The following is a 17907-nucleotide window of genomic DNA, read 5'->3' as shown; positions in this document are numbered from 1 at the left end:
TATATAAATATTAATTCATCTTACTATTGACTCTCATAATGGCATTATCATAAACAGGGTTCTGTTTTTCATTTTTAGCTGCTTTATAATAAGTCAATGCATCAGAGTATTGGTTTGCTGCTTCATAGACTCTACCAATATTGTAATTCGCACCCGCGCGAATTGTTGGCGCACCAGCACCAGACGCTAACGCAATAGCTTTACGGTTTGCCCAGATGGCTTCTGCTGTACGTCCAGCTTTTTGATATGTCAGGCCAAGATTGCCATAGGCCTTACCATTGTCAGAATAGTTATTGATAGCTTCTGTGAAGAAATAGATGGCATTCTCATAATTTTTCTCTTTATAAGCTGCCTCTCCTTTCAGATTCAGTGATTTTGATTTATTTATATGACTCTCATCCCAGGTCTGCTGATCAAATGCGGCATTATTACTGAGAAGCGGATTCAGATACCCACTCAGACTGCTTGGGTTCATTGAAATACCTTTAATACTGTTTATATCCTGAATTTCACCGTTTTCATTTACCCTGAATACCGTCCATAAATTCCCTTTCTGACCAGTCGGAATATAATATGTCCGGACTAATGACTCGCCAACATACACAAATACTTTTGCCTGGCTGCCGGATAGATTTGTTGTCTCTGGTTCAGACAGGTCACTGTAATCATGAACCGCATAAACATAAGCCTGTCCATTTTCCCGTTTAGTTAATGTAATGGTCTCTGGACCAAAGCTGTCCGTATCATCTACATCCAGATTCCCGTTGCTCCCTTCTTTGTTTTCGAAGTAGAGGTGGTTATCAGAATAGACCATATGCGAATCGAGGTCAGAGGGCGTAAGACCCCAGCTCAATACCACTCGCATGCTATCAAGCCCTTTCATTATCGGACTCAGAGCATAGCTCATGCCGTTACAAGGGCATTTTGCTACCAACGTTGAGTACCCATCCTTTTTTATAATAACTAAGTTATCGCTGGTATCGGGATAAGTGCCGTTATAACTCGCTTTTCCCGCTGAATCACTCACAGTGGTCAGTGATTGTTCGCCATTGCGCTGGACGACAACCTGAGCATTGGCAATTTTCTGGTCTTTTATTGTCGCACTCAATACTTCAATATTCGCTTGGCCAGCATTAGCGTAGAAACTTGTTGTAAGAAAGATTGATAGAAAACTAACTGTTAGCACCCTGTTCATACCGCTCCTTAATTTATTATTAACTTATTTTCATACCTAGCATTTATAAATATGTTCTTAGGAATATGAATGACTGAAACCTCCCAGAACACTAATCATTCTTCCCGTGAACTCATGCTTTCATCAATCTCGCTCCATCCTCTGAATCATCAGGGTTATTCATCTTCTGCGGCGAATTGTTCCAGGTTCTCGGCACCGGGTTCGACATTAAAAATTGACTCTGGCAGGCGAAATCCCTGAAGTTTCAGTAGCGCAAGCGGCCCGTCGCCAAGCTCGCTACGCAGGATAAACTTCAGTGTATTGCCGTCTTGTGTGACCCACACCAGTTGTGTGCGGCCGCTGTCCAGCGGGGTGACCTGTGCCTTATCAAGTAAGCGGATCAAGCCCCAGTTTCCTTGATTATCGGCATACAACCGCATACCGCTACTGACACTGCGCCAACTGAGTTGAACGCCCGGATAGTAGGTATTCCCCGGCCAGGTGAAGCTCTGCCAACTTTCCATCTGGTTAAAGTAATCCAGGCTCTGCTCGTCAACGGTCAGTTGCATGCGAGCAACATCTTTCGACGGGCGCGCCATTAGCTCAAAATGCACATTGGCATCCCCCTGAGCAAAGACGATGTCCGAAAGTTCAGCCAGTTGGTTGATTGCATTGAGGAAGGCAGGATTGACGGTCATCCCTTGGCTGGCGGCGGGGTCTACCACCCAGCGATTGCCTTCTTGATGTAGGATGCCGCCAAGGTTAGTTTTCAGGAATGTGGTAATACGCCCAGAGTCGCTGCGTAGGAACTGGGCCAACAAAGGCAGTGAAGCATCGCTGCCGGTAGATTTGAACGGATAACGGCCAACAAACGCTTTATTCCACTGCTCGACAATCGTCCTCTGCCAGCGGGCATTCAGACTTCCCGCGGCGGGAGCTAGCACCTGACGCCATGCCAGATCCAGCGGTTGCACAAACAGCGCTTGACCAAAACCATTCCACTCCTGCCCAAGGCTGGCTGCCATCAAACTGCCGTAATCACGGGTATCAGTCAGATCAATGGCTTTTCCCTGAAAGACGGTTTGAGCCAGCATTTGTGACATCGCCTGAGGATCCGGCGCACTAGTAACTTGCTGAAGTTTAAGGCGAACTTGTGTGACGCGAGCCAGCCATGACTGGAAGCTCAGGTTACCGTTACTGCCAGTACCGTCTTTTCCTTCCATGACGCCCAACAGTGGACCAAATACGCCATCCAGTGGACCACGAGGCCCCAGAGCCTGCTGTACAAACTGCTGCGAGTTCTTTTCGCGCCCGATCAACTTTTTGGCTGAATCCACAATCGAATCCGCCAATGCTTCACCTTTCTGGCCGGTTTTCCCTTGCCAGGCAAGCGTATTCATCAAGGCAACCAACGGTGACTGGCGGATATCAGCCACCAGATTTAGCTGGGCAATGGCCTCTGATAATGAGCTAGCCGCATGCCACTGAATGCTGTTGACCATATTCAGCCACGCATTACCGAAGTCAGTAAAATAGCGCTCGGTGAGCCGTGCTTTCAGGGCCTCCGGCGACATCTCACTGTCCGGCTGATGGGTTTTGTCCGTCAGTACCCAATCGATTTCATCACGGCGGGTTTTAACGACGTCAGCAATCGCGTCCTGAACTTGATCTTCCCATGCCTGACGGGTAAACATGCCCGGTACCACGGTATCCGTGCTGAATAGCGTTGACGCGTCCGTATCCCCGGTCATATCTGCTAGCGTTAAATCAGGCCAATTACTGGAGATGCGCTTGAGCATCTCTTGATACAGTCCCGCCTCTGCATTGCGTTGCCCTATCTGCTTGAGCAAAATTTGGCGGACGGTGCTGATAAGTTCGGTGTTGGGCTTTATTTTCCAGTCCGGATGCATCGGGAGATTTTGGGCATAAAACCCTAACAGTTTTGGTGCCAATGACTGCCAAACACCATCCGGCACACCTTCGCGTGTTGGCCACGACACCATCATATTTTTTGACAACCAGACTGCATCGGCTTTATCCGGGTGAACCAGCATCAGATAACTTTTGAGCTGATTGTAGGCCTGCTGAGTTCCCTGAGCTCTGGCATCACTGGCTGGCGGCAGTTGTACAAAAGCATTCAGTTGTTGTTTCAGGTGCTCGGCAGTAGCATCGCGCATTAGCTGGCTGTTGTTACGGGCATACAACGGCCAAAGTGCCGTTAGAGTGTCGTGATCCTGATTAAGCCCAAAGCGGGTATACCAAGGTGCTCCTTTAGCCTCTCGGTTTTGTAGGCGGGCAATGGTCTGCTGGAGAATAAGCTGATTTCGCAAACGTTCCGGTAGCGATTGCTGTGTATCGGCAGCAATACGGGCGGTGTCCTGCGCCTGGTAAATTTGCGCTCGGTTTACACTCAATGATAATAGCGTACCGGCGGCCCAGAGAGCAGCCAGAGCAAGAAGCAGCAACCGCAGCGCTTTCAATCCGTCAAAGGTGATTTTTTTCGCGACCGCATTCTGGCTGTCTTCTACTACGGCCTGCCACGCGGGGCTGCTCAACCGAACATGCGGAGCGGTGCCACCGCCCGCCAGCTCTGGGCTGAGCATGACGCCACGTAGGCGATAAGCAGCCGCCCCCTGCATCAGCCCGTTCAATAAGACGGTTAGCCGAGCTTTCAGTTCACCTTGCAGGCGGGAAGACAGCCGTAAAAGCCAATCATGGCGGGTGTCGTTCAATATTTGCGCCATCCCGGCGCTGCGTAAACGGGGAACCAGCTCATCAAGAGAAGAAATCGCCTCTTCCGCTGTCGCGTCCGGCCCAAACAACGTGCCTGTTGCCGTTCGCTCCCTTTCTTGTTGCGAGCCATATTCTTTATCTGTCAGCCACAGCCAAGTAGGTGCTTTCCAGCCCAGCAATTTGTCGGCTTTCTGGCGGCTGCGTAAAAAGGTATCGCGTTCGGCCGCTGAGGGGAGTGAGCCGGTATTGAGCACCTGCACAATGCCGTCCAGCGGACGGCGCGGGCGCACCTGTTTTAGCGCAGACAAAAAGGTGTCATCCGGTGGCGACTGCGCATCACCGGCATGGATCAAAACGATGCCATCACCTTCCTGCCACACATCACGGGTTAACCCCGGTGCGGCTTTCTCAATGTCAGCACTTTCGCCCTGTACCAGCAGGATACGGACTTTGCTTTTCCAGAAGCGGCCATAGCGGAGATGCAAATATTCGGCTAACTGCTCTGCACTGAAGACGAGCTCATTCTCATCTTCCTCACCGGTAATAATTTGCATCACAGGGCTGACAATCTGATCTTTATTCTGACCCCAGTGAAAATATAACCCGGATTTTCCCGCGAAATCGAAAACTTTTTCGACAATCCATCCCAGCAGAATAAGCGTGGTCACCAGCACTGCACAGAATGCGAAAATGCGCAGTCCGTCATAAGGTCCGAACCCGGTTACTAAGGTTACTTTTTCCGGAAAGGCATAAAACAGAAATCCAACGATGGCTGTCAAGAAGAAGGCGACAGTAACGACGGAGCCGATGAGTGTTTTGACTTTTACCTTAGACATTCCCTGACAATTCCTTACTAACTTCTTATTTGGTGATAACAGTGACCCAGATGTTATCTTTGTCAGCAGCTGGTTGTACTGCGATAACCTGCACTCCACGCTGTTCAAAGGCTGAATCGGCAAGTGTGATGGCAACCCACGGAGCAGCATGATGGGTGTAGCCCAGTACCGAATCGATACTGAAGTTTTCTTCTGAAAGGCTGAATTTCACCCCGTTTTTTTCGCAGGCACTATTCCAGCCGCTACCTTGTGCCAGAGTCGCTCCGGAAATCCAGCTTCCCTGAATCGCATCGGATTTGATTTTCGCCCAGAGCAGCGCCCGGTTAAGCGTTTTTGTCAGTGTGGAATCAGTCCCTCTTTCCGGACGATGGAGGCGCAGTGCATCAGGGTAAAAGAATACTTTCCGGTTACTGAAGACAAGCATCGTGACAGCGTCAGCATCTCTTTCGTCAGGTGAAGTCGGTAAGGAAATTGTAATGGCAACCAATATGCTGGGGTTGCCCCAACATTTATCCAGCCAGGCATCAAATGCCGCAAGCCCTCTTCCTGACATCATCCGGAAAACTCTACCAGTCTTCTGTAAAAGTTCAGTTTTAAATTGTTCTTCTGCACTGGCAGAAATATCCGCGTCGCAGTCCAGCATCAGCCAGCAAGGAAGCTCTGTCGGAAGAGGTTCAACAATCCCTTCAACTCGAGTGGTCAGTTTGGTCACTGTCGCTTTCAGTTCTTCGGCCAAATTTTTTTGGAATGCGGTCAGAGCGGCATATCTGACCGGCTTCTCACATCCCCTTGGTCGAGAAAAATCGACCACAGGGGCTGCCCTGTTCATTGCAGCCAGCAATTCACTGGCTTTGTTTCCGGCTGGAGTCAAAATATGCGTTCCAAGGATCCAGGCACAACGCTGGCCGCATTGAATTTCACGCTCAATGAGCGCTTCACGTTCCACATTACGGGACTCGGCACCGACCTGCTCAGCTTTATAAGCAAACCGGCGCAAACCGAAAATCAGCCCCCACGTACAAAATGGAAGTCCCAGCGCGGTAAACCAGAAGGCAAAACCAGTGCGCTCCGAAGTCCAACTCCAAAGAGTCAGGGCAACACCTCCCAGCATGACAAACGCCAAGAACAGCAACCATCGACGGGGGCTGGGACGCGCTATTTTTGTTGCCTTTTCAGGGATGGCATCCAGCCAGACAGGCATAATCAACTAACCTTTGCTGCTGTAAAAGAGCTGACCAGTGTGCAACCACACCCGCACTTATATCCGTGAAATGCCACAGGGATTCCGTTATCTAAATAATCAGGATTACCCTCGACAATGGTGGTCGGGCCATGGCCTTGAATCGGGCAGGAAACTTTATCGCCTTTACGGGCAACACCAATCCCACCGAATTTCATTGTGTCAGAAGCGGTCATCACTGAACCGCCGTGAGTGGTTTTATCGCCTTTACGGATAATCTGGAGCATTATTGGGACCTAATAAAATGGCTAAAACGTTTAAGTTTTATAAAATAAGCCGAAAATAAAAAAGAACCTGCCAGTAATTAATTCTGTATTTGTTCCAAGAAACCGTTTAATTCGTTCACTCGTGAAATATTCATGTCCATTCGACATATGCTGTACATCGGTGTGCCAATAATAAAACCCTGAACATCACACCAGTTTTCTCGCAAAGTTAGCCAACTTTTTTGTGCTGTCTCGAAGTTCTTAGTCACATAAGGAAGATCGCGCACTTCGATTATTTTGTATATTTTCTGATAAACGATATTTATGTCTTTTTTTGCAGTATCAGACACCAAGTCAGCACACCCCATCACGATGGAGTTATTTATGCCTGGGCTATCTTCCCGACAGTCGGATTCAATTTTTGAATAATCTGTTAGTGCAGCATGTAAAAAAAATGGAAACAATAAAAGCACAAAAGCCGTTTTATTTATTAAGTTCATACTCAGAGGCCGTCCAGAATAGTTTATATCTTAGATCGCAATATAATTTTACAATCCCATTGTGGTATATATTGCATGCACCAATCAATGTACACTATAGCTAATACTAATAGTTCCAGATCACCACTACAAATGAATCAGTACTAATTAACATAACATCATTAACCAAAGGGACGGAATTATTGCAGCTCGGAAATTAATGACATTTGAATGGATGTTATCTTGTCATTGGTTAAGTTAAATATAAGTGACATCCCATCCAAAGAGTAGGAAATAATATTACTTGACTCATTAAATTCAATTCCGCCATAAGAATTTATGATATTAGATTTATTATCACCAACTTTAACATTACGGCCTGCATGATATTTAGGTGTCGTCAATGTTATAGTGGAAATAATGTAGTCATCATCCATAGTCCATAATCTTTCATTGTAATTTACGTTTGATGCTATTACGATAAAATCTTTATACACATGAGAATAAAATTTATTGAGTCCGCCGTTATCATTAGAGAAGTCACCAATATATTCTGATGATATTATATTTTCCTTCAGTAAAGTTTTATTATTTGAAAATGAAACTCCTAATCCAAACCAATCATTTTGGTTAATTACAGTAAAATCAATAATGTTCAGGTTTTTTTTTCGTGTTTTATTGATTATAGAAGATAAATAATTTAATTCAGTGCTATTGACCCATCCTTTTACTTCTTCACCTTTGGCTGTTATATAGTTCACATAGGTAAAATCACCGTGTATTTTATATGCATAGAGAAAGTCTCCTGCAATTACAAATTTATCACCTTGTTTACATAGGTTATCAGGGGCAGTATAAAAATAAACCTTTCTTTTATTTGCCACTACAAATGGTTCTTTCGGTATATTGCTCTGTCCATTTATAGTTGCTATTTTTGCGATAGCTTGAATGTCAGTACATCTATTATTAGCTACTGCAACATTAGCTGTTAACAAACCAATAAAAATATATTTAAATTTCATTTAGAAACTCATTTTTTATATACTGGAATATCTAATGGTAATCTAATATCCGGGAATTGGTCACACTCACGCTTCAAGGATTTTGATTGTTCGAGAGCCCAGTTTGCAGCTGTAGTATACTGATACGTAACTGGTTTTTCAGGATTCCATCTCATCTTATAAAGTGTATTTTGCTTAACTCGAATATAATGGCTTGCGATCCAAGAGGCTCCCCCATTAATAGCTTTTTCTGGAGTTGTCCAGCCCATTTTTTTCGCCATCGTAGAGCCCGTCGCTACCGCTTTTCCATCTAATGCGCCGATCCCATACATGTTATATACCATAACTCCATCAACCGTAATACCCGTACCTAATGGGCTGGTTCCGTTTCCTGTTTCAAGAGAAGCATGTACAGCCAGGTAGATAGCATTTACACCATACATTTTAGCTGCATTTAAGAGTGTTTTTTCATGTCCAGACAAAACTCCTTTACCTATCAGATATTTTCTCATTTGATCCTCCGACACATTTACCTGTGTCGAAATATCAAGATATTGAAATATATATAAGGTTCGGACATATTATTTTCTGGAACAAAATAAGGCCGAATTTCATCCTGAGTCGCTAATATACAGATAATTGCCGCCTTTGGAGCATTCCAGTTATTATGATCAACAAATCGAGTTACCTGATAAAACTTCATGGTTTCTTTCGCTGTCAGTAACATGTGCCGCCGCCTGGATTGCTGGACTCCCCATCAGTACCTAGTGAATCAACTATTTATTGGAAATTACATTTTTTCATTTTAATATCTCCTCCTCCATCAGAAGCAACAACAAAATCAGGTTCTGTTTTCCAAACATAACTTTTCTTCTTGGTATCATAAAAACCTTTCCAAGACACATGTAAAATCCCATTTTGAGTTGATAATTCAGCAATAGGTTTACTTTGAGAGATGTCAGCCCAATTGATTACGTCATTCATTGATTCAATGACATCACGATAGAATACTTTTGATTTCCCATCAGGATCTTCTACTAAATGTGCAGATATATATAGATTATTATCATTTATATTTATCTTCGCCTCATCGGATGAATATATTTCCACACTTCCACCAAACCCTCCGCATTTCACTGACCAATAACCAATATTTTCAACATTGGCAAACGCTAAAGCAGGGATAAAATAAAGCAAAATAACTATAATTTTTTTCATATTAGAATCCATTTAAAAATCCATTTTTTATATGTAAGTCTGTTTTTCCTTCCATCTCTTCCTTAAATAATTCACTATAAATCCTCAAACATTCACTAAGCGACTTTATTGGCTGATTATGTCGTGCAGGAGGAAGACTTGCCCATTCATAACTACAGCTATTCTCGATGGCCTCTTTGATTTTACCCTGAATAATCATATCTAAAGCATTGTCTCGAACTTTTTCTTTTAAGATTATCACACAAAGCAAATCTTGCGATTCAGGTGTAAAATCAGTAATGCCATATTCTTTCCGCCAAAAAGCCATCGAACGATCATCCCAAGTATATCCCATCACCTGATAGGCTCCTGCTGCGGAAGATATATATTTTTTTCCAGTCTTCTTATTTTTCCGCGTAATCTTAATCTGCGGGTGAGTTGTAAACGTTTTATTATAGTCTCGGATGAAAGATTCCCCCCCAAATAATCGCTCATATCCTTCTTCGCCTGTTGTTCCCTCACAAACCCTGATCATTCTCATGAAAGCTCTTACTCTGGCTTCCTCAGTAGATATTGAACTTAATAAGAAATTATTAAGAAATGCAATCGGGTGCATATGCCACAACGAAGGCCCCAATTTTTCAGTTGTCACATCCTGCATCCAAGCCATCTTGTCGAGGAACTCTTCGCTATATTTCTTCCATTCGGGCGCTTCTTTCTTCAGCGCATTCAAGAACGGTTGCCAGATAGCATCATCTTTTTTGAAATACCAGTCGCTTGGGTGTTTTACTATCGTTTTCTGGATGACGTCTCGATAGTCGGGGTTATGAATCGCTCGCCAGTACTCCATTGATGAGTAATCGGCAGCCCCGCTGTCGATTTTATCCAGAAGTCGCTGATAGTTGTGTTTCACAAGAGCATGGCTAGTTCGGGCATCATCCTTCGCGGCACCATGAAGTGATTCGATGATGTTCCGGAAAAATCCGGTCGGCTGTTCTTTTCCATTCAGGTAATCGAAACTCAGAGGCTCTGCAATTTCAGTTCTGAAACCAAGTTTTGCCAGATCATACTGGGACAAAAGCTGAGGCTCAGTTTGTCCTTTTGGCACATAAGCATTTTCCGGACGCAGTTGCCAGTATTCTTGCTTCGTCGATTTATCAGCCTCTGTTGTCACCTGACTTAGCGGCAGAATCCCCGTCCTGGTAGTCACCTTTGTATCCTTTGAGAAGGTTCCTGTAGTGACATCTTTTTTAAACAAAATAAGGCTAGGGGAATACTTTAGGTAGAGCGGACTTTTCTCTCCAACTTTTTCAGGGTTGGTCAGGAATTTCTCCAGATTATCATCCATACTCATACACTCGATGTGAACCTGATATCGTGCTTCATAACCCCCGTCTTTCGGCACCTGGTAATATCCCATATGTCCTACGGGATCACTTGCACTAATAGGATATGGGGTTGGGCAAATCACTTGATCAAACTTCATAACATCTTTAGCTGGAGGTAACAATTGCCTCCACCATGACGGCTGAGCAATCCCATCTGTTCCCGGCACTATATTATTTTTATCAACCAGCATCCAGTATTGCAGACCGGGCTTCAGGGAAGTTTTTTTGCCTTTTTTCAGCGCCTCTTCCGTGAAGCCAACAAAGGTGACAAGACCATACTCACGCTTATTGAACGCAACAGTATGGAGGTTGCTGTCTGTCTTATCCCATTCCACAATAGCCCCTTTAGGCATGGTTCCTTTCCGGTAGCTTTCGCTGATACTTTTATTATTTGTGCTGGCAGTCATCACCCATTCTGGGTCGTAGGCAGACAGCGCATCCTGCACGGTCCACTTTTTTTCCGTCGAATTAGTATTATAGGCCGAATACGGAGCCAGATGCATATATAACGTATAGAAATGTAACCCGCTCGCTTCTTTCTCACCCAGCTGGATATAGTGTTTCACCAGAACGAATGAACCCGAAAAATTCAGCGGCCCGGTCTCCCACCCCAGCGTAAGATAATCCTTACAGATACGATAGGCGACAACTTCGCCATCAACCATACAGCGCACTGCCTGATCGCCTTTAAAAGCAACAGGGAAATCAATGACCTCTGACGCTGCTTTTCCACTTAGGGCGCACCAAGGAGTAGTGGCGTTAGTGATATGAATTCCACCATGCCACATGCCATTACGACCAATCATATAGAGTCCGGTTGACTCACCATCCAGATGGGAAAGAATCTCTTCCTGATTACCAAACTCACTCCCCCGTTTGTTGGAAGGGATCGGCCAGACTATTTTGATAGTTTTCTTTTTTTCCGTGCTTTTACTATTGGTATCCGCATTATCTGTATAACGATAAAGTGTATAGGCAGGCTTCACGTTTCTATATTGTGGACCGGGATAAAAACCTCTGAGCTGCACGAAATCCGAAACCCAGTTAGTTCCATTAAATAGAGCAATATGTCCATGTGGATGTCCAGCGATTGGTTGAATGACAACAACATCACCCGTTTGTTGACCAGAGATAATAGCCGTGTCTGTAGGACCCGTTCCTGTATGAACATATACGGGTTTAAAACCAACTAACTCAAAAGAGGGGCCATAATCACACGCTGATGCTGAGTTTCCAATCCTCGGCGGTGGAATCCGGATTGTGACTCCACCGGCTTCCACCGCCCTTCTTACATACGCAGCACATTTACCAATACTATTGGGTTCAACATGGCTGTTTATATAATTTACCGACGCACCATTATTCCACATGATTTCAGCCTTTTTATTCCGTTACGCTGATAATTTTCCAGCCATCATTTTCTTGTTTCAGTGTGACTATGAGTTTTACTTTAGGGTCTGCACCAGCACCTAAAATCACACCAACCAATGACCCTTTGCTATTTTGTGAAATAGTGCTGGTTTTAATATTTGATTTCCATGAGGGGTAGACATCTTGTGACTTTGTAAAGTAATTGACGTCAGATTCCACCCAAACGCCATACCAGTCACAAATATAATTACCTTTATATTGCTTGCACTCGTGTTTCTGAGAGCATTTATTCTCTAACTCAGCGGCTGAAACTGAATTATCAGAGTCATAATTACACATGGTAGAATCATTAATACTTCTCATCAGTTCATTTGAGACATATTCGCTGATCAACACCTCATTGTTCGCTGAGTTGTCACTCAGATATGCCTTATAAAAGTTATTCACTGTGCTTTCAATGCCTGTAAAACCAGCGGCTAAAGTAAAATGTGAAAACGTAAGTGTGAATATAAAAAGCAATGTATTACGGAAAGTAAAAATTAATGATCTCATATTATATTCTCAGTCATTAAAGGATTTACTGATGACTTTATTTACCAGAGTAATCTCAGTCACGTTAAAATTCGGAGTTTCCAAAGGCAAACTATTGCCAGACCCCGGCACCACATAATTTGCCGTTTTCATAATGAAATCCCCTGCCGAGCCGTGCTCTATCCCGCTCTGGCTCAGTTTCAGGTACGAGCCCCCGCCATTCAGCGTTAGCGTTTTCGGCGTGCTGATGATGATTTCATCCTCACTGCTGGTGATGGTGACCTGTTGTTTGGCGAAGAGGGCCAGCGTGTTGTGCTGCGCCTGAATTTCTACGTCGCCCTGATTAGCCACCAGCTTTGCCCCGTCTTTATGTACAAACAGCCCCAGCGCCTTTTCGACCGAGACGGAAAGGTTTTTCATCGCGCCAATATCAAGGTGCTGACCTGCATTAATCATGGTGTTGCGGGCGCTGGTCATCTGGAGATGCTCGCCAGAGGTGAGGGCTATCCCTTGCGGGGCGCTCGCCAAGACGACAGCGGATTGCAAACCAGACAGCCGCTCTTTGACCAGGTTAATCTGGGTCTGAATATCCGACACCAGCGCCCCGGCCTGCTCTGCTGCCGAGTTCAGCGCCTGCATTTCGCTGTTGGCCTGATTAATCAGGTTAACCGCGGGCGCCATTTCCAATACCTGCCCCTGCGCTTTCAACTGATCATCCGCCGTCAGGAAAATCCCTTTGGCCGCACGGACAGCACCAAACTCATCAGTGCGCAGTTCAAACCCACTGCCACGCTGTTCCCGCTGTGCATTAACCAAATGGCCCATGTTCAATTGGCTCTTACCAAACTCCGTCGCGAGCTTAATGTGTTCCTGTTGACGCAGGTCTTCCATTCTCAGCTTGTTATTGGCTGGGGTGCGCCAGATGTTGCGGGTGTGGTTATCACTGGTGACGTGGTCAGGGTGTTCGGAGTCGTGCTGCGTATAGGCAATGTAAGGCCGGTCTGGGTCGCCACTGTCAAACACTACCGAAACTTCGGTTCCGTCAAGCAGCGGGGCATGCCAGCCATAGGTATCACCGGCATACGGCTTGGCCATTCGCAGCCAAAGATAAGCATATCCCTGTTCTGTGCCGTTGCGGTCAAAGTCCAGTTTCACCCGGTAGCGCCCTTGGTCGTCCAGCCAAGCGTAAGTATCTCCTTTCTCTGTACTTTCTACTCTGGCAGAGAGGGAGCCGGAGATCACCGGGCGATTCAGTAGTGCTGGGCGATAGCAAACAGTTTCACTGTAAGGGATGCCGTCAAATTCGGATTGGAAGCTACTTTTCCGTGAGCCGCGGCTGCGCACTGTCGTCACGACAATGCCATCTTTCAACCCCTCTGGCAGCGCACCATCCGTTTCCAATACTTGACCGGGGGACAATAGTGGGCGAGTGGAGCGGCCCGTGACGGTCAACTGGCCGTTGAGAATACGTTCATGCCGTATCCGGGCATAAAATGCACCGGTTTCGGTACTTTGGACATCACCTTCGGACAGGAATGGCTCCGCGTAGTGATAAACTTCGCCCGTCGTAATGCCTTCTGGGCTGCTGATATTCTCATTGCTGTCCTGCGGAATAAGCGCCTGACGGTAGTTATAATCGCGCGTGGCCACACTGTCGCTCACCACGTTGTACGCCGTTTGAATATCCCAGAGGCTCTCTTGCCCGCTGTCACTCATGCCCGCCGGGTTACGCAATGGCAGCCGGGTGCCGAACTGGTATTGTTCTTGGGAATCCTGAAATATTACGACGTCCTGCTCAACGCGGTTGTCCATCTCAAAGCGCCAGAAAATGCCAACTTCTGCCAGCAAGCGCTGCACAAATTCCAGGTCTGTTTCCCGCCACTGGGTAATCAGTTCCCGTGCGGGATATTCACGCGCCAAACGAAATTCAAAGTCAGGCCCTTCAAGACCGTGCTTGCGCAGAACCTGCTCGACAACTTCCGTCACAGATTGGTTAAGGTAAATTTCATTGTTTTTCGTATGCTTTAACAGCGCAATGCGCGGCACCAGCGTCAGTGAATAGCGGGTTTCATCCGCTGAAGTCGAGAGACGACGAAAAGACTGCACGACACCATAGACAGTCCGCACCGGCACCGCAGGCCCGCCATTAAACATTGGGGTCTGGAAAGTGAAAGAGCCCGGCTTAAGCAACAGCGTGTCGCAAGCAATGTCTGATTCGCTACAGGTGAGTGAGACATGATACTGCCAAGGGCGACTGAAAGACTCTTCGGCATGAAAACTCAGCACATCCAGGAAGTGCGGGCAGTCATGTACGGCCACATGATAACGTGATTGCCCCAAGGACTGTTTCAACGGGCTGGCAATATTCGTCAGTATCGAATCACTCATCATTCACTCCTTGAAACTCCAGTGTGATGCCATCTTCTTCATTCCAGCCCAATATCAGGCCGGTCGGTTTTTGTTGTAACGCCAAACGTTGTAGTAACTGTTGGCTCAGCACCGGTAAAATCTGTTGATTGAGCAAGCTGTCAATGTTACGCGCTCCGGTATCCGGCAACAGGCAGGCCGCGACCAATGTTTCTGTCAGGCTCTCTTCAATCTGGCAGTTCAGGCCGTAGTGCCGTTGTAGCCGTTGCGCCACCTGATTCAGTTTGATCGCCACTATGCGTTTTAGCGCATCCACCTGTAGCGGACGATAAATCAAGGTTTGGAAGCGGGCCAGCAAAGCGGGCTGGAAGTGATCGCGCAGGATCGGGCGCAGCAGCTCGTGCAAAGTGCTGTCCGGCGCTTCCGGCTGTTGATCCAACAATTGCATCAGTGGATCACTGCCCAGATTGGCGGTCATCACAATGACCGTATTGCGAAAATCAATTTCACGCCCTTCGCCGTCGCGCATAAAACCACGGTCAAATACTTGATAGAACAAGTTCAGCACATCGCGGTGGGCCTTCTCAACTTCATCCAGCAACACCACACTGTAAGGCCGCTTCCGCACCGCCTCAGTTAATACGCCGCCCTGACCATAGCCGACATAACCCGGTGGCGAACCTTTCAACTGAGAAACAGTATGCGCTTCCTGATATTCCGATAAGTTAATGGTAATCAGCGATTTTTCACCGCCGAACAGACTGTCGGCCAGCGCCAGTGCTGTTTCGGTTTTACCCACTCCACTCGGCCCAACCAACAGGAATACACCCAGCGGGCCATTCTCCGGTGTCAGGCCGGTTTTGGCTGCCCGCAGCCGTTGCGCCAGTGCGCCCAATGCTGCATTTTGCCCAATGACCCGCTCACCCAGAAGGTTTTCCAGTGACAGCAAGTTGGTTTGTTCGTCTTTCAGCAAACTGCCCAGCGGCACGCCGGTCCAGTCGGCAATAACAGTGGCGACTGTACGGCTGTCGACATCCAGTGATAACAGCGGATTATTCCCCTGCATGGTGCTCAATTGCTGCTGCAATGCCGCGCGCTCACCGTGGCGGCTGATATCCTGACGCACCGCCAGCAGTTGTTGGGTCAGTTCGCGTTCCTGAAGATATTGCTGTTTAAGCTGAGTTTGCTGTTGTTGCAGTTGTTCACACTGGCGGGCTATTTCGACCAGCCGCTCGGAGTCATCCTCCGCACTCAGCACGATGTCCTGCTCTACCGCCTGTTGCTCCATCGCCAACGCGGCTAAAGCAGCATTAATCTGTACCAGTGCTTCCGGTTCAGTATCCAGGCTCATGCGTACCCGCGCACTGGCGGTATCCAGCAAGTCGACGGCTTTATCCGGTAATTGACGGCCGGTGATATAGCGGCGGGATAAGGTGACCGCGGCTTTCACCGCCGCGTCCTGAATATGCACGCCGTGATGGGTCGCGTAGCGCTCTTTCAGCCCCCGCAACATCAAGCAGGCGGTATCATCATCCGGCTCATCCACTTTGACCATTTGGAAGCGGCGTTCCAATGCGGCATCCCGTTCAAAATACTGTTTGTATTCCGACCAGGTGGTGGCGGCGATGGTGCGCAGTTCGCCACGCGCCAGTGCCGGTTTAAGCAAGTTGGCGGCATCCGCACCACCGGCCTGATTACCCGCACCAATAATAGTGTGGGCTTCGTCGATAAACAGCAGTATCGGTGTCGGCGATTGTTGCACCGCCTCGATAACATTTTTCAGGCGCTGTTCGAACTCGCCTTTAACCCCGGCACCGGCTTGTAACAGGCCCAAATCCAAGGTGCGCACACTGACAGTTTTCAAGCTGCTCGGCACATTACCCTCGGCAATACGCAGCGCCAGCCCTTCAACCAGCGCGGTTTTACCGACGCCCGGTTCACCGACCAAAATCGGGTTGTTTTTACGCCGACGCGACAGAATATCAATCATTTGGCGGATTTCACTGTCGCGGCCAAACACCGGGTCAATCTGGTTAGCACGGGCTTTGGCGGTGACGTCGAGGGTAAATTTATCCAGCGCGGCTTGCAGGGCGTCATTCAGTTGAGTCTGACCGCTGGCCGAGGTAGTGGTCGGGGCTTCATCCGTTAAGTTGACCGGGCTGTCTGCCAGTGCCGCCGCTTGTTGAACTTCAGGGCGTTCGTCGGATTGATTATCCAGCAAGGGCAGCAGGCGGTGTAATTGGGTGGCACTCAGACTGAGCAACGGCCAGGCGGCATCGGCGGCTAATAATGACGGCGTGGCAATCAGCGCCGCCAGCAGATGGGTGGAGCGCACCGCATCAGCATTTTCCTGCAACGAGGCATCCAGCCAGGCACTTTTGATCAATTGCTGTAATGGCGCTGACAACTGAGGTTTCCCCTGCACCGTGCGCGGCAAAGTCTCTAAATGGGCCAGTAACCCCTGCCACAGGCTGTCCATATCCCACTCATAACGCCGGGCAATAACGGTAATATCGCCCTCGCCCTGCTCCAGCAGTTTCAACAACCAATGTTCGACGGTTATCTCGGCATGGGCGCGGGTCTGACACAGGGTGGCGGCACCGGCCAGTGCCTGCGCACAATAAGGATTTAACCGACGTAATAAGTGTGCTGAATGCGTTGTCATAAATTCTCTTCCTTGTGTGTCATTTACCCTGTCAGGCACGCTACCGCCCATAGCCATATCCTAAATAAGGAAACCGAGGCCCATAAGGTCATCAAAGTGTTGTTAATTTTTGCTCAATCACCGCAACAAGCAGTGGCTCAGCAAAAACAAAAAAGCAGACGGCGAACCGTCTGCTTCGGGTCACTATGCGGTAGCGCGTTCGTTCCAAGAATCGGAATGAATGATGTTGCCGTCTTTAAAGGTCCAGGTGACTTTTTCGTAGCGTAATTCAACCAGTTCCAGGTGGTTGTGCTTCTCTTTAGCCGGATCTTTGATGTCGTGCATTTTCGGCGCAACTTTGACCACTTTGACGTTTTCCAGTTTGGTGTTGAAATATTCAACTTCCTGGCCAGCGTCATCAATGCGGTACCATTTGAACTCGGCGGTTTTCAGTGTTTGACCGGTGGTCACCGCTTTGTACAGATAAGGGGTAGACGCATCGATTTCTTTGGTGAAAACGAATGGGGTGTGGATACGGGTGCCAGTCAGCTTGCCGGTATTGTTATCGGTTGGGATGTACAGGTTATGATCCTGTGCCACGATCTCAATGCTGCCTTCACGGCTTTGCACATCAACAGAACCCTTAATGTCCGCACCGCCATCGTCTTTCAGCCACAGATATACTGGAATTGCCATGGTTAACTCCTTGTTACTTACTGAATGAAGTCGCGTGTTCCTGC

At 47.4% G+C, this 17907-nt stretch carries 13 protein-coding genes; all 13 read right to left on the bottom strand.

What is annotated here, in order from left to right; genetic code table 11:
* Nucleotides 1-10: 10 nt before the first annotated feature.
* The 13 genes from DX162_RS09595 to DX162_RS09530 all read right to left on the bottom strand — a co-directional run bounded on the left by DX162_RS09595 (nucleotide 11) and on the right by DX162_RS09530 (nucleotide 17863).
* Nucleotides 11-1195: a tetratricopeptide repeat protein gene (locus tag DX162_RS09595; protein WP_032820670.1), complete on the bottom strand. Its 1185-nt coding sequence runs from the start codon at nucleotides 1193-1195 to the stop codon at nucleotides 11-13.
* 155 nt (nucleotides 1196-1350) lie between these two features.
* Entirely contained in the window at nucleotides 1351-4743 is a 3393-nt protein-coding gene (locus DX162_RS09590; RefSeq protein WP_098081093.1) for an ImcF-related family protein, read from the bottom strand.
* A gap of 25 nt (nucleotides 4744-4768) precedes the next feature.
* Nucleotides 4769-5944 (bottom strand): hypothetical protein, encoded by a 1176-nt coding sequence (locus DX162_RS09585; protein WP_004392173.1) that lies wholly within the window; start codon nucleotides 5942-5944, stop codon nucleotides 4769-4771.
* Between the two features lie 2 nt (nucleotides 5945-5946).
* Nucleotides 5947-6210 (bottom strand): PAAR domain-containing protein, encoded by a 264-nt coding sequence (locus DX162_RS09580; protein ID WP_004392174.1) that lies wholly within the window; start codon nucleotides 6208-6210, stop codon nucleotides 5947-5949.
* 77 nt (nucleotides 6211-6287) lie between these two features.
* A complete protein-coding gene (locus tag DX162_RS09575; RefSeq protein WP_098081091.1) occupies nucleotides 6288-6689 on the bottom strand; it encodes a lysozyme inhibitor LprI family protein in 402 nt (133 codons plus the stop codon).
* Between the two features lie 179 nt (nucleotides 6690-6868).
* Nucleotides 6869-7690, bottom strand: coding sequence for a hypothetical protein (locus DX162_RS09570; protein WP_004392178.1), 822 nt, complete (start codon nucleotides 7688-7690; stop codon nucleotides 6869-6871).
* An 8-nt stretch (nucleotides 7691-7698) separates the two neighbouring features.
* Nucleotides 7699-8181 carry an N-acetylglucosaminidase gene (locus tag DX162_RS09565; RefSeq protein ID WP_004392179.1) on the bottom strand — a complete coding sequence of 161 codons (483 nt, stop codon included), beginning with the start codon at nucleotides 8179-8181 and terminating at the stop codon, nucleotides 7699-7701.
* 268 nt (nucleotides 8182-8449) lie between these two features.
* Complete coding sequence (locus DX162_RS09555) at nucleotides 8450-8887, bottom strand: hypothetical protein (RefSeq protein WP_004392181.1); 438 nt, start codon at nucleotides 8885-8887, stop codon at nucleotides 8450-8452.
* A 1-nt stretch (nucleotide 8888) separates the two neighbouring features.
* The gene (locus tag DX162_RS22560; RefSeq protein WP_004392182.1) at nucleotides 8889-11624 is read right to left on the bottom strand and encodes a glycoside hydrolase family 24 protein; all 2736 of its coding nucleotides are present in this window, start codon (nucleotides 11622-11624) and stop codon (nucleotides 8889-8891) included.
* Between the two features lie 13 nt (nucleotides 11625-11637).
* Complete coding sequence (locus tag DX162_RS09545) at nucleotides 11638-12177, bottom strand: DUF3828 domain-containing protein (RefSeq protein WP_004392183.1); 540 nt, start codon at nucleotides 12175-12177, stop codon at nucleotides 11638-11640.
* A gap of 9 nt (nucleotides 12178-12186) precedes the next feature.
* Nucleotides 12187-14544, bottom strand: a complete 2358-nt coding sequence (locus DX162_RS09540; protein ID WP_032820673.1) for a type VI secretion system Vgr family protein — start codon at nucleotides 14542-14544, stop codon at nucleotides 12187-12189.
* Entirely contained in the window at nucleotides 14537-17188 is a 2652-nt protein-coding gene (tssH, locus tag DX162_RS09535) for a type VI secretion system ATPase TssH (protein ID WP_032820674.1), read from the bottom strand. Before tssH ends, DX162_RS09540 begins: the two co-directional genes overlap by 8 nt.
* Nucleotides 17189-17371: 183 nt before the next feature.
* Complete coding sequence (locus tag DX162_RS09530; protein WP_004392186.1) at nucleotides 17372-17863, bottom strand: Hcp family type VI secretion system effector; 492 nt, start codon at nucleotides 17861-17863, stop codon at nucleotides 17372-17374.
* Nucleotides 17864-17907: the final 44 nt, after the last annotated feature.

This window comes from Yersinia kristensenii, from assembly GCF_900460525.1.
GTDB lineage: Bacteria > Pseudomonadota > Gammaproteobacteria > Enterobacterales > Enterobacteriaceae > Yersinia > Yersinia kristensenii.
This window is presented reverse-complemented; position numbering and strand designations above follow the sequence as displayed.